The sequence below is a fragment of the Maricaulis sp. D1M11 genome, assembly GCF_047308265.1.
Lineage (GTDB): Bacteria > Pseudomonadota > Alphaproteobacteria > Caulobacterales > Maricaulaceae > Maricaulis.
In genome coordinates, this window is the sequence record NZ_JBKQWY010000001.1 from 477316 (window position 1) to 499761 (window position 22446).

14 protein-coding genes are annotated in these 22446 nt (G+C 60.4%); 5 read left to right on the top strand and 9 right to left on the bottom strand.

Annotated features, from left to right (window positions below):
- Positions 1-19 precede the first annotated feature (19 nt).
- The gene (locus RMQ97_RS02320) at positions 20-3424 is read left to right on the top strand and encodes an ATP-binding protein (protein ID WP_413659217.1); all 3405 of its coding nucleotides are present in this window, start codon (positions 20-22) and stop codon (positions 3422-3424) included.
- On the opposite strand, the gene RMQ97_RS02325 is transcribed toward RMQ97_RS02320, so the two are convergent.
- The gene (locus RMQ97_RS02325; protein WP_413659218.1) at positions 3421-4095 is read right to left on the bottom strand and encodes a response regulator transcription factor; all 675 of its coding nucleotides are present in this window, start codon (positions 4093-4095) and stop codon (positions 3421-3423) included. The genes RMQ97_RS02320 and RMQ97_RS02325 overlap by 4 nt on opposite strands.
- 220 nt (positions 4096-4315) lie before the next feature.
- On the opposite strand from RMQ97_RS02325, the gene RMQ97_RS02330 reads away from it, so the two are divergent.
- Both RMQ97_RS02330 and acs read left to right on the top strand, forming a co-directional pair.
- Complete coding sequence (locus tag RMQ97_RS02330; protein WP_413659219.1) at positions 4316-5686, top strand: DcaP family trimeric outer membrane transporter; 1371 nt, start codon at positions 4316-4318, stop codon at positions 5684-5686.
- A gap of 30 nt (positions 5687-5716) precedes the next feature.
- A complete protein-coding gene (gene acs / locus RMQ97_RS02335; protein WP_413659220.1) occupies positions 5717-7690 on the top strand; it encodes an acetate--CoA ligase in 1974 nt (657 codons plus the stop codon).
- 93 nt (positions 7691-7783) lie between these two features.
- Here acs and RMQ97_RS02340 read toward each other — a convergent pair whose 3' ends face one another.
- The 8 genes from RMQ97_RS02340 to RMQ97_RS02375 all read right to left on the bottom strand — a co-directional run bounded on the left by RMQ97_RS02340 (position 7784) and on the right by RMQ97_RS02375 (position 19322).
- Positions 7784-9256 (bottom strand): PepSY domain-containing protein, encoded by a 1473-nt coding sequence (locus RMQ97_RS02340; RefSeq protein WP_413659221.1) that lies wholly within the window; start codon positions 9254-9256, stop codon positions 7784-7786.
- Between the two features lie 4 nt (positions 9257-9260).
- Positions 9261-9842 (bottom strand): hypothetical protein, encoded by a 582-nt coding sequence (locus RMQ97_RS02345; RefSeq protein WP_413659222.1) that lies wholly within the window; start codon positions 9840-9842, stop codon positions 9261-9263.
- A gap of 62 nt (positions 9843-9904) precedes the next feature.
- Positions 9905-12043, bottom strand: coding sequence for a TonB-dependent siderophore receptor (locus tag RMQ97_RS02350; RefSeq protein WP_413659223.1), 2139 nt, complete (start codon positions 12041-12043; stop codon positions 9905-9907).
- Between the two features lie 209 nt (positions 12044-12252).
- Positions 12253-13416, bottom strand: coding sequence for a CaiB/BaiF CoA transferase family protein (locus tag RMQ97_RS02355; RefSeq protein WP_413659224.1), 1164 nt, complete (start codon positions 13414-13416; stop codon positions 12253-12255).
- Positions 13409-14194, bottom strand: coding sequence for an enoyl-CoA hydratase/isomerase family protein (locus RMQ97_RS02360; RefSeq protein ID WP_413659225.1), 786 nt, complete (start codon positions 14192-14194; stop codon positions 13409-13411). The genes RMQ97_RS02355 and RMQ97_RS02360 overlap by 8 nt, the downstream gene beginning before the upstream one ends.
- Positions 14195-14255: 61 nt before the next feature.
- Positions 14256-16652, bottom strand: a complete 2397-nt coding sequence (locus RMQ97_RS02365; protein ID WP_413659226.1) for an alpha-amylase family glycosyl hydrolase — start codon at positions 16650-16652, stop codon at positions 14256-14258.
- A gap of 66 nt (positions 16653-16718) precedes the next feature.
- A complete protein-coding gene (locus tag RMQ97_RS02370; protein ID WP_413659227.1) occupies positions 16719-17666 on the bottom strand; it encodes a sulfite exporter TauE/SafE family protein in 948 nt (315 codons plus the stop codon).
- 30 nt (positions 17667-17696) lie between these two features.
- Complete coding sequence (locus RMQ97_RS02375) at positions 17697-19322, bottom strand: alpha-glucosidase (RefSeq protein WP_413659228.1); 1626 nt, start codon at positions 19320-19322, stop codon at positions 17697-17699.
- Between the two features lie 142 nt (positions 19323-19464).
- On the opposite strand from RMQ97_RS02375, the gene RMQ97_RS02380 reads away from it, so the two are divergent.
- The gene (locus tag RMQ97_RS02380) at positions 19465-20937 is read left to right on the top strand and encodes an MFS transporter (protein WP_413659229.1); all 1473 of its coding nucleotides are present in this window, start codon (positions 19465-19467) and stop codon (positions 20935-20937) included.
- A complete protein-coding gene (locus RMQ97_RS02385) occupies positions 20937-22445 on the top strand; it encodes a tryptophan halogenase family protein (protein WP_413659230.1) in 1509 nt (502 codons plus the stop codon). Before RMQ97_RS02380 ends, RMQ97_RS02385 begins: the two co-directional genes overlap by 1 nt.
- The last annotated feature ends 1 nt before the right edge of the window (position 22446 follow it).

The following is a 22446-nucleotide window of genomic DNA, read 5'->3' on the forward strand; positions in this document are numbered from 1 at the left end:
TGATGCCGGAGCGCAAACGGTGAACATCGCCGCTTTTGCCCTGGCGGCCTATGTCGCCATTCTGTTCGGCATCGCTGCCTACGGGGATGCCCGCTCTGTTGTGTTTGACAGGAAACGCAGTGTTCGGGTCTGGTTGCTGGTCCTCTCCCTCGGTGTGTATTGCACTAGCTGGACCTTCTATGGCGCAGTCGGTGAGGCTGTTCGAAATGGATGGGACTATCTTCCGATCTATCTGGGCCCCGCTCTCGTCTTCCTCCTGGGCGCACCTGTGGTGCGCCGTCTGGTGTTGCTCGGCCGGCGACTGAATACCGGTTCCATTTCCGATTTCCTGTCAGCCCGCTATGGCAAGTCAGCCAGTGTGGCGGCCATCGCTGCTGCCATTCTGGCGCTCTCGGCCCTGCCCTATATCGGCCTGCAATTGCGATCCGCGCAGGCCTCGCTCTCCCTGTTAATGCCCCAGATCGAGCGCCAGGACTGGGGCGTAGTCCTCGTGCTGGCATTCTCCGGCTTTGCCATGCTGTTTGGCGCCCGTCAGGCTGATACGAAAAAGGGCAATCGGGGGCTGGTGCTCGCGTTGGGGCTGGAGTCGATCATCAAGCTCGGGGCAATGCTGGCGATCGGAGTGTTTGCGCTGGGTCTGTGGAGTGACCTGCCCGCCGCGGCGCGCGAGAGCCTGTGGTCGGAATCAGTGCTGGCGCGTCCCGAGCTGGATCTTCGTTTCTTCACTCTGACCCTGCTCGCCGCCGCCGCGATTCTGTGTCTGCCCCGACAATTCCATGTCATGGTGGTTGAGGCCCGGGAGCCGGGTGATATTCGACCCGCTCGCTGGCTGTTTCCGGCCTATCTTGGTTTGATTGCCCTGGCGGCTCCGCCGGTGGCTCTGGCCGGTCAGGCCTTGCTCTCAGGGGTCAATCCAGACGCCTATATCCTCGCCCTGCCGGTCTCCGAGGGCGAAAGCCTGCTGGCCATTCTGGCCTTTCTGGGTGGATTTTCAGCCTCAGCCGGGATGATTACCGTGGCGGCCCTGGCCGTTTCGATCATGTTGGTGGACGCGATCCTGGCGCCGCTCGCCTTGAGGGCGGGACTTACGCCCCAGGGATCGGGCCTCGCCGGGCGATTCCTCAATATTCGCCGCGCGATGATTGTCCTTCTGATTTTCGGGGCCTGGCTGTTCAATCTTGGTCTCAGCCCCAGCTTGGCTCTGGCGGATATAGGCCTGGTTTCGTTTGCCGGGGCCGCGCAATTGGCGCCATCACTTTTGTTTGGCCTGTTCTGGCGCCGGGCCAATCGTGCGGGTGCGATGGCGGGCATGCTGGCCGGCGGATTATCCTGGCTCGGACTGGTCGTCGTGCCGGCCTATACGGGCTGGTCCTATGTGCTTCCGTTTGATGTGGACCCATTTTCCTCGGCCGCGCTGACAAGTCTGGCGATCAATGTCACGGCCTTCATTTTTGGCGTCGCATTCATGCCCGCGACGCTGACAGATCGCCTTCAGGCTGACCGGTTTCAGACGGAGGATCATGAACACTGGCCCCCGGATGGCCATCGGGTTCGCCTGTCCGATGTCGAAACGATTTTCCGGCGGGTTTTGGGGGATGATGAAACATGGATCGCCCTGGGTGAGTTGCGGCGTCTGGCTGGACGGCCCCTGTCCGCGCTCGACTTGCTAGAGACGCGGGAAGTGGGTTGGTGTGAGGCGCGTCTGGCTCGGGCTGTGGGTGCTGTCGCGGCCCGTATCCTGATGTCGCAGGTGCTGGCGGGGAGTCAGGTCAGCGCTGCGGATGTCGTGACCTTGCTGGATGAGGCCTCCGAAAAGATCCGGACGTCGGAAACGGCGCGCGTGGAGACCCAGCGTTCGGCCCAATTCTATATGGATCATGTCCCGGCGCTCATCACCTATTCCGACCAGGACGAACATCTGCTGTTTGCCAACCGTGCGTATCTGCGCTTTTTCGGGCTGAGCGAGCGCGCGATCGGACGCACAATTGCCGAGTGCCTGAGCCGTCATGACTACGCGGAGCGCCAGCCCCATATTACCCGGGCTCTCTCAGGAGAACGTCAGATTTTCGATATCCGCCGGATGAGTGAGGATGGCCAGTTACGCACCTGGCAGGTCTTCTACCAGCCGCGTTGGGAGAATGATGAGATCGTGGGTTTCTTTGGCGTCTATCAGGACGTGACGGAGCGCCAGCTCGCCGAGGATCGATTGAAGGAAGCCTACGAGACGCTGGAAGAAAAAGTGGCCAGCCGGACGCTGGAGCTTCAGATCGCGCGGGCCGATGCAGAGGCGGCGACACATTCAAAAACACGTTTCCTCGCCGCAGCCAGCCACGATCTTCTGCAACCATTGTCAGCCGCCCGTCTTCTGACCTCGGCTCTTGCTGCCGACATGGCAGATCAGCCCCAGGCGCGCCGGGATCTGCTCGACCGGGTGGACCAGTCGATCGAAAATGCGGACCAGCTCTTGCGAGCCCTGCTCGATATCACCCGCCTGGACGCGCGCGGGGTCACGCCTCAACTGAGCCGGTTTTCGCTTGATGCCCTAATCCTGGAAGTCCTCGGGACACTGCAGGACAAGGCCCAAGCGAAGGGATTGGCGCTTAGAGCCGTTCAGAGCGGTGTCTGGGTCGAGAGTGATCGTGGATTGATGATGAGTGTGCTCCAGAACCTGTTGGCCAATGCGGTGCGATACACTCAAAGCGGAGGGATCGTGGTGGGCGCGCGACGTCGAGGCCAGAAGGTCGCCCTCCAGGTCGTGGATACAGGTCCCGGAATTCCCCGGGCGCAAAGGAAAATCATCTTCAGGGAATTCGAACGCGGAGAGGGGGCAGACGCGCGGGATCGTGGATTGGGTCTGGGCCTGGCGATTGTTGATCGCATTCTCGAGCGACTGGATCATGCGATCACGGTTCAGGACGGGCCGGATGGTGGTTCGGTCTTCTCGGTGGAACTGCCCCGTGTGGCGGCTGAACAGCGACAGCCGGGTGCGCTCGGCCGACGGCGGACCGTGTCCAGTCTGGACGGTCTGAGTGTGCTTTGTCTGGACAATGATGAGGATGTCCTGATCGGTCTGGAACACCTGCTCAGCCGCTGGGGGTGCCAGGTCGTGACGGCCCGAACGCAAGCGGAGGCCTTGCAGGCCTTTCCGCAGAGCGCTCCGGATCTGGCTGTGATCGATTTCATGCTGGACGACGGAGACACGGGACCGTCCGTTTATGCGCGCCTGTGCGACGTCTGGGGGGCACGGCCGCCGGCGGTGCTGGCCACGGCGGAACGAGCGGACCGCATTATGGAAATGGCGAATGCGGCGGGTATGGAATTTATGGCCAAGCCGATCCCGCCGGCCGGTCTGCGGGCGGTGCTGACGGAAATGCGGTCGCGGATACGTCGTTTGGACGACGACGAGGGTTTGGGCGAAGACTAGGCGCCCTGCTCGCCGGCATCCACGAACAGGGATTGAGCCAGCAGCACGGCCTGTGTGCGGTTGATAACGCTCAGCTTGCGAAAAATCGCGGTGACATGGGCCTTCACCGTCGCGATGGATACGTCCATTTCATAAGCAATCTGCTTGTTGAGCTTGCCGCTCGCCAGACCTTCCAGAACGCGGAGTTGCGCCGGTGTCAGGCTTGCAATCCGGGCCGCGGCTTCCAGCGTTTCGTCGTTCTCGGGTTCGGCAGAGTCTTCGGGGATCCACACCTCGCCCTGCCGGACCGCATTGAGCGCCTCACACATCGTGTCCAGATCGGCGGTTTTGGGAATGAATCCGGAGGCGCCGAATTCCAGAGCCCGATGGGCGATGCCCGGCGTCTGGCAGGCTGAGACCACAACGACGGGGATAGCGGGAAAACTGCGTCTGAGCTCTGTCAGGCCGAGAAATCCGCTGCTGTCACTCATGTGAAGATCCAGGCAGACCAGGCTCGCGGGCGCGTCTTTCAAAGTGGCACGTGTCTCGGCCAGGCTGGACGCATCGAGAGTCTCGATTTCGCTGGACAGGCGTCGGACGGCTTCGCGCAGGGCTGCGCGGAACAAGGGGTGGTCATCGGCCAGTACAATTCGATCGGACTGTGAAACGGTCCCGGACTGTGTGACGGACATTGTGAGCCTCTTCTTCCAGATCGCCCACGCGATTCTGGCGCCAAGCATCCAGATTATGTCAATTCATAACAAATGTCGTCTCAGACTAAAGTATAGTCTTCGTTTCGGCCTGTTTCGACCTTTGGCCAATACCGCTGTTCAGCCCTGCTCAAGATAATCCCAGTAACCGGATTAGACGGCCGAGATGTCGCGCCCGGACCTGGCACATGGGGAGGAAATGATGACCTTGCCGGAATTTGATAAGTCCACAATCCTTGCATCTGCAGCTTTGGGCGCCCTGATGTGCGCGCTGCCCGCATCGGCTTATGCCGATGACACGCAAGACCTGGAGGCGCGGATTGCTGCGCTGGAAGCCATGATCGCGGAGCTGCGGGCCGAGGTCAGCGCGTCGCGCGAGGCAAGCTCGCAAGCCGTGCAAACGGCTGCGGATGCAGTGGAAACCCTCGAAACTGTCGAGGCCCAGGTACAGACCGTGGCCGGAGCGGCTCGCTCCAGCGATGAAACCGGCTTCATGATGGGCAATACGCGCGTAAAGTTTGGTGGTTTTGTCGATGTCGACCTGCATGTGACCGATCTGTCGGATGGCGATTTCGGGTCCACATCCATCGCACGTGATTTCTACATCTCCGGCGCCACGCCGGTGGGAGGGGCAGACGGCAATCTGGAAAGCGATGTGACAGCCGAGGCGACGCGCTTCTTCTTCACAACGGAGACCCCCACAGAACACGGTCCTGTCCGCGGCCGTATCGAGATGGATTTCCTGGGATCTGTGGGCGGCAATGAACGGGTGTCCAACTCCTATAATCCCAGACTGCGTGTTGCGTGGCTGGAACACGGCAATTGGCGTGTGGGTCAGGACTGGTCGACGTTCCAGAACACCAGCGCCATTCCGGAGAGTGCGAGCTTCCTCGTGGCGTCTGACGGTATGACATTCGTCCGCCAGCCGCAGATCCGCTACACGAATGGAAACTGGCAGATCGCGCTGGAGAACACACAGACCACGACGACTCCGTTTGGCGGCGGTGGCCGGATTACCACCGAAGATACGGCGGTTCCCGACCTAGTCGTGCGTTATAATCACCGAGGTGAGTTCGGAAACATCTCATTCGCGGGTATCGCACGCCAATTGTCCACGGATACGGCCGGGATCGATGGAGACGCGACCGGCTGGGGTCTGTCGGCCTCCGGTCGGCTGAACCTCACCGAGACGGGCGATCTGCGCTTCAACATCGTGGGGGGCGAAGGCCTTGGACGGTATGTCGGTCTCAATGCCATGAATGCCGCTGTGGGCACATCGACCGGTGATCTGGAGGCGATATCCTCGCTCGGAGGACTAGTGGCCTGGCGTCAGCAGGTGGGCGAGGGACGCCGGTTCAATGTCGGCTATTCCTATCTGGAAGCGGATAATGATGTTGCCCTGACCGGTTCGGGAGTGACACGGGTCGTGCAGTCCGGTTTTGCCAACTACATCGTGACGGTTCTGCCCGGCGTGAATGTGGGCGGTGAGTTGCTGTTTGGCGAGCGTGAGCTGGAAAACGGGGACAGCGGTACGATCACACGTTTCACCTTCTCAACCAAATACGCCTTCTAGGCACACAATCAGACACGACGGGAGATGGTTATGGATGGTTCCAACCCGGTATCTTCAGCCCCGGAGAGGGTGGATATCCGCGAGGCCTATGCGTCTCACACCACGCTTGATGAAGCGGGTTATGAGGCCCGATACCGGAAATCGATCGAGGATCCGGACGGGTTCTGGCGTGAGGAGCTGACACGCCTCGACTGGATCCGGACCCCGGAGCGGATCAACGAAACCCGCTGGGATCCTGACCACCTTGAGGTCTCCTGGTTCGCGGATGGCGTGCTCAATGTGACGACCAATTGCATTGACCGCCACCTGCCGGATCGCGCCAATGACATCGCGATCGTGTGGGAAGGAGATAACCCCGCTTATCACCACGCGATCACCTATGCCCAGCTGCACAATCATGTGTGCCGCTTTGCCAATGAGCTCAAGTCTCTGGGCGTGGCCAAGGGTGATCGAGTGATGATCTACATGCCCATGGTGCCTGAAGCGGCCTATGCCATGCTGGCCTGTGCTCGCATCGGTGCCGTGCACACAGTCGTGTTCGGCGGTTTTTCACCGGATGCGATTGCCGGACGGATCGAGGATTGTGGCGCCCGTTTTGTCGTCACCGTCGATGAAGGTGTTCGGGGCGGCAAAGGTGTCGCACTCAAGGCGAATGTCGACAAGGCGCTCGACCAGGTCGAGGGCGTGGAGGCGGTCCTGTGTATCCGCCATACCGGCGCGGATGTGCCCTGGGTCGAGGGGCGGGATCACTGGCATCATGATCTGGCTCTAACCGTGGATGCGAAGTGTGAGCCAGAACCAATGAGTGCCGAGGATCCGCTATTCATCCTCTACACTTCGGGCTCTACCGGCAAACCCAAGGGCGTATTGCATACCACTGGCGGTTATCTCCTGTGGGCGGCATTGACGTTCGACACGATTTTTGACGTGAAGCCGGGCGAGGTCTTCTGGTGTACCGCCGATATCGGCTGGGTGACCGGGCATACCTATTTGATCTATGGACCTCTCGCCAATGGCGTCACGACGCTGATGTTCGAGGGTGTACCCACTTATCCCGGTCCGGACCGGTTCTGGCGGATTGTCGCCAAACACAAGGTCAACATCCTCTACACGGCTCCGACCGCGATCCGCGCGCTGATGCGAGAAGGCGATGGGCCGGTTCAAAAACATGACCGGTCCAGCCTCCGCTTGCTGGGAACGGTGGGCGAACCGATCAATCCGGAGGCCTGGTCTTGGTATTACAGCGTGGTGGGCGAGGAGCGTTGCCCCATCGTGGATACCTGGTGGCAGACCGAGACAGGGGCCTGTCTGATTACGCCGCTTGCCGGCGCGCATGTGCTCAAGCCGGGCGCGGCCTCCAAACCGATGTTCGGGATCGAACCGGCGTTGGTCGATCCTGAAGGCCATATGGTCGAGGGTGACGGGGTGATTGAGGGCAATCTGGTTCTGACCGGGTCCTGGCCCGGCCAGATGCGCACTGTTTACGGCGATCACCAACGGTTCATCGACACTTATTTCACCACCTATCGGGGTTTGTACTTCACCGGTGACGGAGCGCGCCGCGACGCAGATGGATACTGGTGGATCACCGGTCGTGTCGATGATGTGCTCAATGTCTCCGGTCACCGTCTGGGTACGGCCGAGATCGAAAGTGCGCTGGTGTCTCATCCGCTGGTCGCCGAGTCTGCGGTGGTTGGCTACCCGCATGATATAAAGGGACAGGGCGTGTATTGTTACGTCACCTTGAAGGCGGGCCTTGAGCCGACGGAACAGACCGCGCACGATTTGCGCCAGCATGTGCGCCGCGAGATCGGACCGGTTGCGTCGCCCGATCTGATCCAGTTTGCGCCGGGTCTTCCCAAGACGCGATCCGGTAAAATCATGCGCCGTATCCTGCGCAAGATTGCGGAAGATGAATTCTCCAGCCTCGGAGATACGTCAACGCTCGCCGATCCGTCCGTCGTGGATGATCTGATCGAAGGTCGGTTGAACCGGCCAGACTAACCCCCCTCGGGCCGCCCCTCTTCGGCCCGATTGCTGCGACCCCTCCCCGGCCGCGCAGCGGTGGGCCAGTTTCTGGGCAGACCTCGTGTCGGTTCAGGAGCTGGCCCGCTTGCGTTTAAGGCGTACGCCATAAGCGAGCAGAGCGATTGAAAGACCGGCCAGTGCGGCCGTAAAAAGCCCGTGTTCCCCGTTTTCCAAGGTGTCCGGGTGGTGTGCCACATGCAGGCTGGTTCCGATCAGGAGACACAGGCCAGTCAACCGACGAAGAACACGCCCCCACGATTGCGCTGCAGGATTGGGTAAACACAGGCCAAGCACCATCAGTCCGGAGAGGCTGATCCAGAACACCCAGGCCAAGGGCAGCTCAACCAACTTTAAAAGAGGTGTTGCGCAGAGTGTCAGGCTGATGGACAGGGGCGCACCCCAGATAATGCCGGTCCAGGCGCGTTCGAGACCCGGCGCGGGACGTCCCCTCTGCCTGCGCCGAAATAGCCAAATGCGAATGCCGCTGGAGCAGATCAGACATAGCAACATTCCCAGCGCGATATAGGCCAGTTTCACCGGCACCCCTCCGTAGTTGCCGAAATGGAGAGAATAGACGGAAGCTGCGACTTGTTGACCGGTCTCGCCAGAGATCAGGCCGAGTGTGGAGACCGGGGTACCGGAAGGCGAGTAGACATATTCCTCGTAATAGGCCAGGCGCCCGGTCGGTCGAGCGAGAATCTCGATGGATTGCTCCGTTGTGCCTGCCCCATTGATGTGTATGAGCCACGGTGTTTCATCCGTGTGGTCAGAGGTGAAGCGTGCAAGCGCCGGGCGAATGTCAGGGGCAATGGAGGCCTCTGCCTGTACGCCGTTATCCGTGCCGAAAATCGGCGGAAAGACGGCGTTAAGATCCCCGTCATGGACTGCGTAGGCCAGGACAGCCCCTCCGATCGAGGCGAGGCCCAAAATGGCTCCCGTAAGCGCACTGGTCAGGTGAAAGGGTAGTGTCCAAACAGCTAGTCGATTGTGCAGGTCGGTTTCCGAGAGGAGCGCGCTCGATCGACGCATATGAAATGCATCTTTGAATATTCGAGGGTGAGACAACAGTCCCGAGAGCGTCAGGCCGAGCAGGATGACGCCAAGCGCGCCCACCACCGTGATACCAAGCACACCGGGCAGATGCAGATACATGTGCAGACTGACCAGAAACTCGGCAAAAGGGTGTTCAACTGGATCCGCCAGATCTCCGGCCTCTGTGATCCGGAAATAGGTTTCCCCCGAACCGATCAGCATCCGAGGCATGTCGTGTGTAGGCAGGACCAGGCGGACTGTATCGGGCAAGTCTGATTGGTGTGCCAGATAAGCCTCGAGCCCCGATTGCAAGGCATCCGGGTCGACAATCCGGTTTTCGCCCCGCACGGGTTGCTCCCAGCGTGCTGTCTCGTTGTGGAAGACGATCAGTGTGCCGCTAAGGCAGATGATGTAAAGCAGCCCGCCCACGGCCAGCCCCAGCGCGGTATGGGCGGACAGGAAGCGCGAAACAAACACGCCACTCAGGCGTGGCCAGATCGATGTCGACATAGGATCAGATCACTGTCAGGAGGAAGAAGGATGTGGCGAAAACCAGGCCTGTACCGGCGAGGATGAGCGCTCTGCGCCAAAGGGCCAGCTTGATCACGCTGATGACGGCCAGACCGGTCCAGCACAGCGGAAGAAGGAAGAGGGCCAAGGCCAGCTGATCGGCAGCAGAGGCCCCGAGAGCGTGGGCCAGTTGATGTCCCGTAAGCATGCCCATTGCAGCGATGAGCAAAGAGATCGGGCCACTCAAGAGGATGACCACCGGGAGCCGCCAGGAGCGGCCCGGCTGTGTCTCAGTGACAAAGGTCGAGGGTCGGTTTTTGGGCACCAGAGGTGTCCAGTCACGACCAGTTAAGAGGACCACTGGAACCAACAAGGCGATACCCAACACAGCGATCGCTACGCCCCAGGCTTTTCCCGCGAGTTGGCTGAAACAGACAACACCCAGAAGTATGGCTGACCAGCCGAAGGCCAGTGCTGTTGCCGAAGTGGAATCGCGTGCGTTTCGAGCCCGCCATGAACGGTAAACAATGCCCAAGCCTGCCAAGAGGCTGGTCAGACCTGGAATGAAAAACAAGGCGCTGGTCAATGGGGCCTCCCAAAAAATGCCCGGACCACAGCAATGGTCCGGGCCAGGGGTCAGAGACTGTCTTAGAAGCGGCGGCTGAGGCGGGCCGCGACGGTGCGATCTTCACCCGGGAAACAGTCTCCCCGAGCCAGACACGTCGCGATGTATTGCTCGTCCAGAAGATTGCGGGCCGACAGGGTCAAGCCCCATTGATCCGTTTGCCAGCCGATCATGGCATCCACCAGGGTGTAGTCCGGTGTTTCCAGGCTATCGGCCCCGTTTTGCGAGGCGCCGACATAGCGCACGCCCAGACCGGTAATCAGCTTGTCCAGGCTGGACGGAGTGTAGCGGACCCAGGCAGACGCCTGGCTTTCGGGGATGCTAGGCAGTTGATAGCCATCGCTAGTCTCGTGTGACAGGTGGGAAGCGTTCAGCTCGAAGCCGAAGTCCTGCCAGCTCCATCGAGATTCAAGTTCGACCCCCTGGATCTCGACGTCGCCAGTCTGGACCTGGAAACCCGCATTGACAGGATCCGTAGTGAGCAGATTGCTCTGTTCAATGTCAAACACCGCCAGCGTGATCTGTGCGTCAGTCCCCTCGGGCTGGATCTTCACGCCCAGCTCGTATTGGCGGCCCTCTTGCGGATCGAAACTCGACCCGTCGAACAGTGTGCCGAGGATGGGCTCGAAGCTCTCGGAGTAGGATGCGTAGGGCGAGATCCCGTTGGCGAAGCGGTACATGACAGCAAAACTGCTGCTGACGGCGTCATCGCGCTGACGACCGCTGCCCGGATTGGTGTCCACGCGATCCGCACGAAGGCCGGCGGTCACGAGCCAGTTACCAATTTCCATCTGGTCGTGCAGATAGAGTCCCAAGTCTTCCGTCTTGGCTTGTGGATTATCAGTCCAGATTGAATCGATCAGAGCTTGCGGTGGCACGTTGCCGTACACAGGATCAAAGGGATCGATCCAGTATGTTGTCCCGAAAATCACATCAGGCTGACGTGTCTGCCAGTCAAAGCCAATCGCGCCGCCATAGGCAAAGTCATTCTCCGTTCGGACGTCTTGATATTGCAATCCGACAAGCAGGGAATGGCGAATGTCGCCGGTGCTAAAACGGCCGCGCGCGCGCAGATCCACGGCCAACTGTTCGGAAGACGCGTCCGAGACATAGAATGTGCGAGGCAGAAGTCCCCCGCCGTACAGCGTGCCATCCGGATTATAGACCCAACGATCACCGCCGATGAACGAGACCCAGGCCTGGGCATAGTCCGCTTCGCTTTCGCTGCGACGCAGAGTGGCCTCCAGAAGCAGATTATCATTCACCCGGTGTTCGGCCAAAAGAGTGAAATCGGTCGATTTCGTATCATAGCGGTCGAAGCCTGGCTCGGACAGGAAGGCGTTGGGATCGATGTACTGTCCGTTGGGGGCTGGGAGGAGAGTGCCGTAGACCGGCAGAAACTGTGCGCCCGCGTTCGATTCGGTATCTTGATGGTTGACCAAAAAGGTGATGGACGTTGCATCGCCGGGACGCCAGGTCAAGCTCGGAGCAACAACCATGGCCGTTTCGTCCACATGATCGACCTGCGTTCCACCCTCGCGATAGACGCCGACCAGTCGATAGAGCAAGTCACCACCATCGCTTGCCGGACCGGTCACGTCGCCTTGGACTTGGTATGTGTCATGGCTCCCTACAGAAATCGCGAGTTCACCGCCGAAATTGTCGCGCGGGGTTTTGGACACGACATTGACCAGACCCCCGGGTGAACCTTGGCCGTAGAGAACGGCGGCGGGACCGCGCAGGATCTCAACTTGTTCCAGAGTGTAGATGTCAGAGCGGCTATTGTTGTAGCTACCAAACAGCGCCTGGAGGCTATCGCGGTATTCCGGGGCACTCAGGCCTCGTACTGCGATCCAGTCACCGCGTGTAGCAAAGCCGAATGTTTCCCCTGTGACGCCCGCTGAATAGACATAGGCGTCCGCGAGGTTCAAAGCGCCGCGTTCTATCAGTTCGGCTCCGGTCTCGATCGAGACGGAACGCGGCGTCTCCATGACCGGGATGTCAGATTTTGTTGCGGAGTAACGACCCAGCGTGCCGGTGACATGAATGACTTCCATATCCTCTTCGGATTGAGACAGAGCTGGGGTTGTGAGCAGGGCCGTAGAGGCCAGCCACAGGGCAGCGTTCACGCGCACCGGCGGCATGATATTGAAACGCAACATTATTTTCCTCGAGTGGGAGAGAATGAGAGTGAGGATCTGCTAATGCGAGTGACTCTCAAAGTCAACCCAAGTTGAGAATGTTTCTCAGTGAGTGTTGCGTGGTTGTCTGCGGCGAGAAGCGGGTCTGTGTCCAACTGATGGAGTACGCTTACACCGACCCCTGTGTCGCACAACGCAACCCAATAGGGTGTGACGATCAACCTGCGGGGCTAGTCAAACCCGCTCGAGCCACACGCCAGGGCGTGGCGGATGCGATCCCCGTGCTCATTGAGCCCGGGGGCTCGTGTGCCCGGGTGTAGATCCGCGTCAGTGAAGCGCAGAGGCATGCGCAAACCTGGAATGCCATCCGGCTCAATGACCAGGTTTCGAGCCCGCGCCTGCTCGCTCCTAACAGCTTCGCGCACTGTATTGATCGGCCCGGCCGGGATGCCGGCCAATTCAAGTTGCGCTAGCAGGGTGTCGCGTGGGAAGCGGCGTGTTTGATCATTGATGAGCGGGATCAGCGTGGCGCGTTGTGCCACGCGTTGCGCATTGGTGCGATGGTCCTGAAGGACGGCCTCGCCGAGTTCGAGCACATCGCACAGGCGTTCGAACTGGCGGTCATTGCCGCAGGCGATGATGAGATGGCCATCGAGAGCCGGGAAATCCTGATAGGGGACGATATTGGGATGGGCATTTCCCATGCGGGTTACGGCCATGCCGCTGGCCAGCACATTCATCGCCTGATTGCCCAGGACACCGATCATGCTGTCATAGAGCGCCATGTCGATATGGCGTCCCGCGCCTGTCCGCGTTCGTTCGGCCAGCGCAGCCTGAATACCGATGACACCATACAGGCCGGTGAAAATATCGGCAAAGGCAACCCCCATTTTCTGGGGCGGACCGTCAGCAGCGCCGGTGAGGTCCATGATACCGCTCATCGCCTGGATCATCACATCATATCCGGCACGATGCGCCCACGGGCCGGTCTGGCCAAACCCGGTGACCGAACAGGTGATCAGGCGCGGATTGCGAATGCTCAGACTGTCATGGTCCAACCCATGCTTGGCCAGACTGCCCACCTTGAAATTTTCGATGAGAATATCGGCTTCATCGAGCAGGGACAGCAGGACGGCTTTGTCCTCGTCCTGGGTGAAGTCGAGCGTGATCGAGCGTTTGCCACGATTGGCTGCATGAAAATAGGCTGCCGAGCACCCGCTTTCATGCTCGATGAAGGGCGGGCCCCAGGTGCGTGTGTCATCGCCGTCAGGGCTCTCCACCTTGATGACCGTCGCTCCTAGATCGGCCAGACACTGGCCGATCCACGGGCCGGCGAGAATGCGGGCCAGTTCGACGACTTTCAGCCCGGCGAGCGGTTTGACTGTTTCAGTCATGGCCGGGGAAAACCGGTTTGCGCTTGGCGAGGAAGGCGGCGAAACCCTCTTTGAAGTCCGGCGCGGCGAACGCATCCAGATAGAGGGCTTCCACCTCCGGGGTTTCCTCGGTGATCCCGCTTTCAATAGCGGCCATCATCGCCTTGGTCTGGCGGGCGGAATAGGGCGACAGCGTCGCCATGTGGTCGCAATAGGCGGCGACTTCAGCGGCAAGATCTGTGGCCGGGACTATACGATTGATGAGGCCGGTTTGCAGCGCTTCCTCGCTATCCAGGGCGCGGGCGGAAAATAGCATGTCTTTTGCCACGGCCAGGCCCACACAGTCGATCAGGCGCTTGGTGTCGCGAAACGGGTAGACGAGGCCCAGCTTGGCCGGGGTGATGGCAAAACGCGCCCCGGGCGCTGCAAATCGCATATCACAGGCCAGCGCCAGGCCGCATCCTCCGCCCACGCAGACCCCTTCGATCTGGGCGATCGACGGTTTGGCGAAATCGGCCAGTGCATTGAGCCCGGCGCCAATGGCCCGGGAATAGGTGTCCGAACTCTCAGGCGTCGCGTAGACGGTTTCGAACTCGCCGATATCAGCCCCGGACGCGAAATGTCCGCCCATACCGCGCACAATCAGGGTTCGAATGCGGGTATCGGCCTCGGCCTCCGCCAGCAGGGCCGGCAGGGCCGACCACATCGCGGCACTCAGCGCATTGCGCTTGTCCGGCCGGTTCAGCACGAGATGGGCCACACAGCCCTGGCGGTCGAGATAGAGATCAGTCTGGGTCATGGGCTGTGCATGGCATGCACAGCCCGACCTGCCAAGACAGGGCGTGGGCCGGAGCGCCCCCTCAAGCGTCGTCGCGGACCCAGATCTGCAGACTCAAAGCGGGAAGGTCAAAGCCATCGCCCGCATCGCGGGATGTAATGCCAGATGGGTCGACCTGTCTGCCGTCGGCAATCTGGGTCCAGCGGCCTTGCGGCAGGTCTGCAAGCTCCATCCGATCGTCCTGCTCACCGACATTGACCAGTACCAAAACACTGTCACCGGCAGTGTAGGCCAGCAAGGCCTCGTCATCCGGCGTAAAGAAGCGCAGATGCCCTTCAGGCACATCCGCCCGCCGGAAGACAGCTCCTGCCTCGCTCAGGCGGAACCGGATCAGTCCACGCCACCAGGCCTGCATCGCGGCATAATCGGACGGTGCCACATCTGCGCTCGCCCCGACATCAGACCAGACAAACTGATTGGGAGTGCGAACATTATAGGTGTCATCCCGCCCCTTCAGGTGGATCTCTCCGCTTTCGGTTTCCACGACGCTTTCCGCGATCGGGGCAGCGCCTTTCGAGCGCATGATCTCGGATCCACCATGCAGCACGATGGGGCCCATCGACGTCAGCAGCAGGCCGGCGGAAATCCGGTAGGGCGCCTCATCCACACCGCGCCGCCCGTCCCAGTCGGTCAGGGCGAAACGATCAGCGAGGGTCCAGTTGTCGTGAATATCCATATAGTTGATGCCCTGGAGCGTGCTCTCGCTCTCCTCGGCATAATCATTGGCAATCGCCCGGATGGCGTCGGCCCGAAGGCGGGTATTGCCTCCCGCATATCCACGATCGGTTGCCGGGTCTTCCAGCACAAACGGAGAGCCGACGAGGGCATTGCGTGCATCATCCTGGAAGAAGGTGATCGGGGCGTCTTCCTTGTACCAGTCCCACTCGGGATTGGAGCGGATGAAGGGGTCGTTCACATCGATCCAGGGTTCGCCATAGATGATGACATCCTCGCCCAATTCCTCACGCAGACGGATGAGAGTCTGTTCATCTATCTGTCCGGCGAGGTCGATGCGAAACCCGTCAATGCCAAACTCTTCGATCCAGTGTCGGCATTGATCGATCAGCCAGCGCTGAACCATCAGGCGGTCCTCGGTTTTGACCTCATTGCCAAACGCACCGATGTGCTGGCCCTCTTCGTCCAGCCGGTAGTAATAGTGGCGGGCGAAGCCGCTGAAATTGAACGGCATATCCCGGCCGTCCATGTTTTCACCGGTATGATTGGGAACAATGTCGATAATCACCGCCATGCCCTGGTCGTGGAAGGCCTGGACCAGGTCGCGGAACTGGTCGCGTTCAGCGCCCTGTTCGGTCCCAAGTTGGCGAAAGCGCGTCTCCACCGCGAAGGCGTGTGTGGTGCGATAACCCCACTGGTAATTCTCCTCCGCAATACCCATGGCCTGCATGTCCGGATCTTCGGCGAAGGCGGTCTGCCACTCCGCGTCGGGATAGTGGAGATACTCCTGCATGGGCATCAGGTGCACGACATTGACGCCCAGATCGACGAGATAGTCGAACCCGATCGCTTCGCCGCGTTCATTGACGAGTCCCGGCTGGATCATGGCTGGAATTCGCCCGGTCAGACGGTCATCCACCGGCAGGAGGTCAGTGAAATCCTGCAGATGGACTTCGTAGGCGATGACGTCTTCCAGGGGCGGTCGGCCATCGTCAAGCGGGGTTGCGGGTGTTGTGGCCCGCCAGATGCGCGATCGCCCCTGGGCATCATCATTCACGCGGGCATAGGGGTCAGACAGATGAACCGGATGGGTGTCGTAAAAGCGATCGCCGGGATCATTGGGTCCGGTCACCACAAAATCATACCAGGTTCCATGCAGATCACCGGGGAGGCGGATCTCCCACACGCCCTGGTCATCCCGCGTCAGGTCGTGTTCGGCAAAGGACGGGCCGTCCGCTGTGGAATAAAGGTGAAGGGTGACGTCATGCGCCCGCGGCGCGAAAACGCGGATATCGGTAGAACTGCCATCGGCCGCAATCTCGGCCCCCAGCGCCTTATCGCTGTAGAGGTCACGGAACCAGCCATCAAAGCGCAGGTGCGCACGGGTGTTCCAGTGCGCATGTTCAACGTGGTGAACCCGCGTGATGTCCAGATTTTCGGCAGGGACCAGGCGGAGTTCGGTGTTCGAGATCCGGTCGATCCTCTCGACTGTGATCTCCCGCCCGTCCGCACGTCGGATTAGAAAGTCCTCTGCAGCGGCATCATCAGGAATTGCAGACATTTGCAGGTAGCGAGCTTCCCGGTCGGAAACCAGTTCACCGCGCGCCAGAACGGGGTCTGAAATCGCCGCAGCGGGCGCTGAGTTTCCTGTATTTACACTGTCTGCCTGGTGGTCGGTAGAATCGCAGGCGGCAAGTGCTAACAGGCCGGCAGAGGCCAGGGTCACGTGTTTGACAAAATCCATATCACTCCCCGTTTGTCATTTTTTGCAATCATGCGGGGAAAACGCGGTGCTGGCAATCAAAACCGCCTAACTGGTCAGCAACAGAATGGTACTCGACAAGATGATCCAGCTGCCCGTCGCCAGCTTCAGGCGTATGGCGCCCAGGGCATGGGCCACCTGCCGGGCCAGATAGCCGCCCAGAACCACGGCCGGTGCGGCATAGATCAGGATTTCCCAAAGAATATGTCCGGCCTGGATATGAAAGCTGAGCCCGGTCCATACGGACAGGGCCGAGGCGATCACGGCGCTGGATACGGCGACATCGACCGGCATGCGCCGAATAAACAGGTAAAGCGCGAGCAACTCCCCTGTTCCTACGGAAAACAGTGCTGTCGCCACGCCGCCCACCAGGCCAATCAGGCACAGGCTGATCCAGTCGAGCGTATTCAGTCTGAGCCGGTCGGGACCGCCATAGCGCATGATCGCCAGTTGCAACAGTAGGGCGGCTCCCAGGGCGATGGAAAACAGCTTGAACAGGAGAAAGGCGAACTGGCTATCGACGCGCAAGGCATATTGGGTCAACAGCAGGCTCGGCAAGCCGATGCCCAGAACCGGAAGGAGAATCTGTCCAACCAGGTGTCGCCAGGCCTTGTGTCGACGAGAGACCCGGTCCCGGAAGAGCTGGTTGAGCCAGGTCAGGCTGCCAGACGTCATGCCGAAACACTGGATGGCGAAGCTGATCCCAACCGCCGCAGCCGGGCTGATCGGTACGGTTCCGGTCTCCCGCAGAAAGGCAAAGGCCGGGATGAAGACCACGCCGCCACCCACGCCGGTGGAATTGGCCACCAGGGCTCCGGCCAGTCCCAGTCCGCCAAAGGGCCAGAATTGACCCAATAGATCGTAGGACAAAGGCGCGACGAGCCAGATCAGAAGGTAGGCGATACCCAGAGCGCAGGCGCCAGCGATCGTCACCGCACGAATGCCCGCGGGAGAGAGGATGGCACGGGCCAGGCGAAAACGTACGTTCAGACTCATCAGATCTCCCCGCTATTTCGGGAAGATAGGTCAGTGCGAGCGTTCGACAAACAAAAACCCGTGGGCTGGAAGATGGGCGCAGCTGCCCTCAAGCACGCCTCTCTGGGGCAGGTCTTTGGCAAGTGCAGCGAGACGGTGTGGGTCCAGTTGAAACTGGATGGACTGATCCGAGAGGTTGAACAGGCAGGTCAGCCGTTCATCGGTGTTGAACCGGTCGAAGGCCAGCAAGGCGCTGTTGGTTTCAATGAACTCGATCTCGCCGGTTTTCAGAACGGGCCGTGTCTTGCGAACCGCAAGAATAGCCCGGGTGAGGTTCAGTGTACTGCCGTCGTTTTTGTCCTGCTGATCCACCGCCAGGGCAGGGTGTTGGCTGTCAATGGGCAGCCAGGGCTCATGCGTTGAGAAGCCGGCATGGGGGGATGAGCGATCCCACGGCATGGGAGTGCGTGCGCCGTCGCGTCCCAGAGTGCGCGGCCAGTTCTTGATCGCTTCAGGGTCAACGAGACGTTCATAGGGCACATGAGTCTGATTGAGGCCCAGTTCCTCACCCTGATACAGGCAGACGGAACCGCGCAGGCTCAACAGCATGAGATTGAGCAATTGCGCAAAATCGGGCGAGGCCTCGGCGGCCACACCTTCGGTTGCCCACCGCGTCACGGCGCGGGTGGCATCGTGATTGGAGAAGACCTGTGTCGGCCAGCCCTCCGGGTGGCGTGTGGAGGCATCCTCCAGCCCGTCGCGGATAAGCGTCGGTGTCAGAGGGCCCTGGAAAAGGAAGGTGAAGGAGTAATAGGTCTGCAGCGTCCGCGCAGGGTCGGCATAGGTTATGGCCTGGCCCAGCGGGTCCGCGCCGCCAATCTCACCCACGGCGAAACGCTCCGGATAGGCATCGAGGACAGTGCGGATCTCGGCCATGAAGTCGGCGATCTGTGGCAGGCCCACTGTGTGGACCATGTCCTGAAGGTCGCTGGGTTTGGCGGGCGCCGGGTGATCCTTAGGCGGGTTGTCGCGAAAATCCGGATCCTGGAGGTAGTGGCTGATGGCATCGAGGCGGACACCATCCACGCCCCTGTCCAGCCAGAAGCGGAGCGTGTCCAGGATTTCGGCGCGGACGTCCGGGTTCCAGAGGTTGAGATCGGGTTGCTCTGGCAGGAAGTTGTGCATGTAGTACTGGCCGCGCCGGGCGTCCCAGGTCCAGGCCGGGCCATAAAAGAAGGACTGCCAGTTTGTCGGCGGCCCGCCGCCCGGTGCCGGGTCGGCCCAGACAAACCAGTCGGCTTTGGCATTGGTGCGGTCCTGGCGGCTTTCCTCGAACCAGGCGTGTTGATCGGATGTATGGGAATAGATCTGGTCGATCACGACCTTCAGGCCCAGGCTGTGAGCCTTTTCCAGTAGCCGGTCAAAATCCGCCAGGGTGCCAAAAAGCGGATCGACATCGCGGAAATCGGCGACGTCATAGCCAAAATCGGCCATGGGCGAGGTAAAGAAGGGCGAGATCCAGATCCCGTCCACACCCAGATCGGCGATGTAGTCCAGCCGGTCAATAATACCGGGCAGGTCGCCCACGCCGTTTCCGGTGGTGTCTTGATAGCTGCGCGGATAGATCTGATAGATCACCGCCCCTTTCCACCAGTTCGTGTCGCCTGCCGTCAGCATGTGTCTTCCCCCGAGTTTTGCGGAAATTTGTCATTCCGGACTCACGCTGTAAACCCATAAGGACAATACAAAGTCCGTGACGCACCCGGAAAATTCTGCCAAGGTTTTGCGCAAAATAACATGGCGGCGGGGAGGCCGTATCATGCTTGATATGCAAAAAAGGCTCACCCGGCCTTTCTTCGCGCTTATGGCGCTGCCAGCCACGGCCATGGGGTTCGCGCTCTCGGTCCAGATTTCGGCGCTCAGCTGGATCCTGCTGACCAAGTTCGGTCTGGAAATCTATCAGCTTGGCCTGGTCTGGGCCGCAGGCCCGATTGCCGGCATTCTTGGCCAGCCGATCGTGGGTATTCTGTCTGACAAGCTCTGGTTCTGGGGTGGACGGCGGCGACCCTTTATCCTGATCGGCGGCGTACTCACGGCGATGGCCCTCTTGGCCTTGCCCAATATCGGCATTCTTTCGGAGATCACGGGAATTGGCGGCATAGTGGGCATCGCGCTCATCGTTGTTCTCACTCTCGATCTGTCGATCAATGTCAGTTTCAACCCGACGCGGGCCGTTATTGCGGATCTGACGCCGGAAGGGGATGAGCGTACCCGGGGGTATACCTGGATGCAGACCATCTCCGGCAGTTTTGGCGTTCTGGCCTATTTCATCGGTGGATCGTTGGGCAATGAGTTCCTGATCTATTTCGGTGCTGTTCTGGTCTTCGTGTTCGCGATCATCCCGCCCTTGTTGATGACCGAACCGCGAGAGATCCCGCAGCCCGAAACGGCCGAGAAAGATGCACATGGCGGTGATCTGGGGCGTCTCATCCGCGCGACCCTGCCGCTTTGGGCCGTGTTTGCCTATGATATCTACGTGCTTGTTCTGCGTGTCCTCGGCGTTGAGCGTGAAGGTTTTACCGCTGAATGGATTGCCTTGGCTGCCACCGCCGCGCTTGTCGCCTATGTCTTGCGTCCCTTGCCCAAGGCCGAGCAGGTGATGGGAGAAAATCTGGGTGAGTTCCAGAAGATCATGGCGGCGCATGCCTTCTCCTGGGTGGGGGTGCAGACCATGTTCATCTACATGGTGGCCTTTCTCCAGTTTCGCATGCCGGGCATCGAGGACGGCACTCTCGGACAGGTCACATCCTACGCCTTTCTGGTCTTGAGTTTTGTCTCGGCTGTCCTGCCCGCCCTGGTCTTCACACCGCTGGCGATGCGCATGCGCCGGACACGGCTGCACGCGGCCTGTCTGGGTATTATGGCCGTGGGTTATGCGGCTGGATATGCCTTTGGTTACAGCCCGGTCGCCATCTATATCGTCATGGCCGTGCTGGGTGTCGGCTGGGCCGCGATTGTCTCTTTGCCTTTCGCGATCATGTCGCTGCGTGTCTCCAAGACGCGGATGGGGCTCTATATGGGGATATTCAACCTCTCTGTTGTCCTGCCGCAGCTGGTCGCCAGTCTGGGCGTGGGTGAGATCGTCTATCGGGTTGAAGACAAGGGTGTCGTTTTTCTGATTGGCGCCGTATCGCTGGCCGTGTCCGCTGGTTTGTGGCTCACTGTCAGGCCCTTGCCCGAAGGAGCCGACACGGCGCCCGAGGCGGGCGAATCTGCAGCCGGAGGGCATTGATGGCGCACCAGCCACTGCGCAAGATCGTTGTTGTCGGGGGTGGGTCGGCCGGTTGGATGGCCGCGGCCGCCATTGCGCGCACCACGCAAGGCAATTGTGCTGTTGAACTGGTGGAATCCGAGGCGATCGGCATTGTCGGTGTGGGTGAAGCGACCATCCCGCCCATCCGGCTGTTTAACGAGATGCTGGGCATTTCCGAGGCGGAGTTCGTGCGAGAGACGCAGGGCTCGTTCAAGTTGGGCATCCAATTTGTGGACTGGTCACGCAAGGGCCAAAGCTATTTCCACCCGTTCGGCACACATGGTCGCGACTTTGATCGTGTGGCCCTGCATCACTGGTGGTTGAAAGCGCGATCTCAGGGCGATGAGACTCCGTTCGACGAATACGCCATGGGCTGGCATATCGCCCGCGCAGGCGGATTTTCACCGCCAGCCCAGGACAAGCGTCTGGTCCAGTCAACCTTCGACTATGCCTATCATTTCGATACCCAGCTCTATGGCCGGTTCCTGCGGCGTTATTCGGAGGCGCGCGGTGTCGTGCGCACTGAAGGACGGGTCGTTGAGGTAGAGCAGCAGGCGGATAGCGGGCATGTCGCGGCCGTGGTGCTGGAGGATGGCCGCCGGGTGGAAGGTGATTTCTTCATCGATTGCACCGGCTTTTTCGGACTTCTGATCGAGGGCGCCCTGAAAACCGGGTATGAAGACTGGACACACTGGCTGCCGTGCGACCGGGCGGTTGCGGTGCCCTGTGAGGCAGTCGGCGAGCTGATGCCCTATACGCGCTCAACTGCGCGGGAGGCGGGGTGGCAATGGCGCATCCCGCTGCAGCACCGCACCGGTAATGGTTATGTCTATTCCAGCCGGTTTATTGAAGACAGCCAGGCGTCGGATACACTCTTATCGAACCTGGACGGTAAGCCGCTTGCCGACCCGCGCCTGCTCCGCTTTGTCACCGGGCGACGCAAACAGTTCTGGAATGGGAATGTGGTGGCCATCGGCCTGTCGGCCGGTTTCATGGAGCCGCTCGAGTCGACGAGCCTGCATCTGATCCAGACCGGGATTTCGCGCTTTCTCACCCTGTTTCCGGCCCGGGACCAGTATGCCCTGGCGGCCGCAGAGTATAATCGCATCACGGCCGAAGAGTATGAGCGAATTCGCGACTTCATCATCCTCCACTATCACGCCACCACGCGGGATGATTCCGAGCTCTGGCGCTATGTCTCGACCATGTCGATCCCGGACACCTTGGCCTACAAGATGGCGCATTTTCGAGAGAATGGTCGTCTGGTCTCCGAGGGACCGGAACTGTTTCTCAATCCAAGCTGGCTGGCGGTCTATCTGGGCCAGGAGATCCATCCTCAAAGTTGGGAACCGCTCCTCGATCACCGAACGGATGTGGATGCGCCGGCCCGCCTTGCCGGATTGCGGCGGGTGATGGGCGAAGCCTTGGCTCCGGTTCCCTCGCATCAGGCCTATATCGACCGGTTCTGCAGGGCAGATCCGGTTTGAG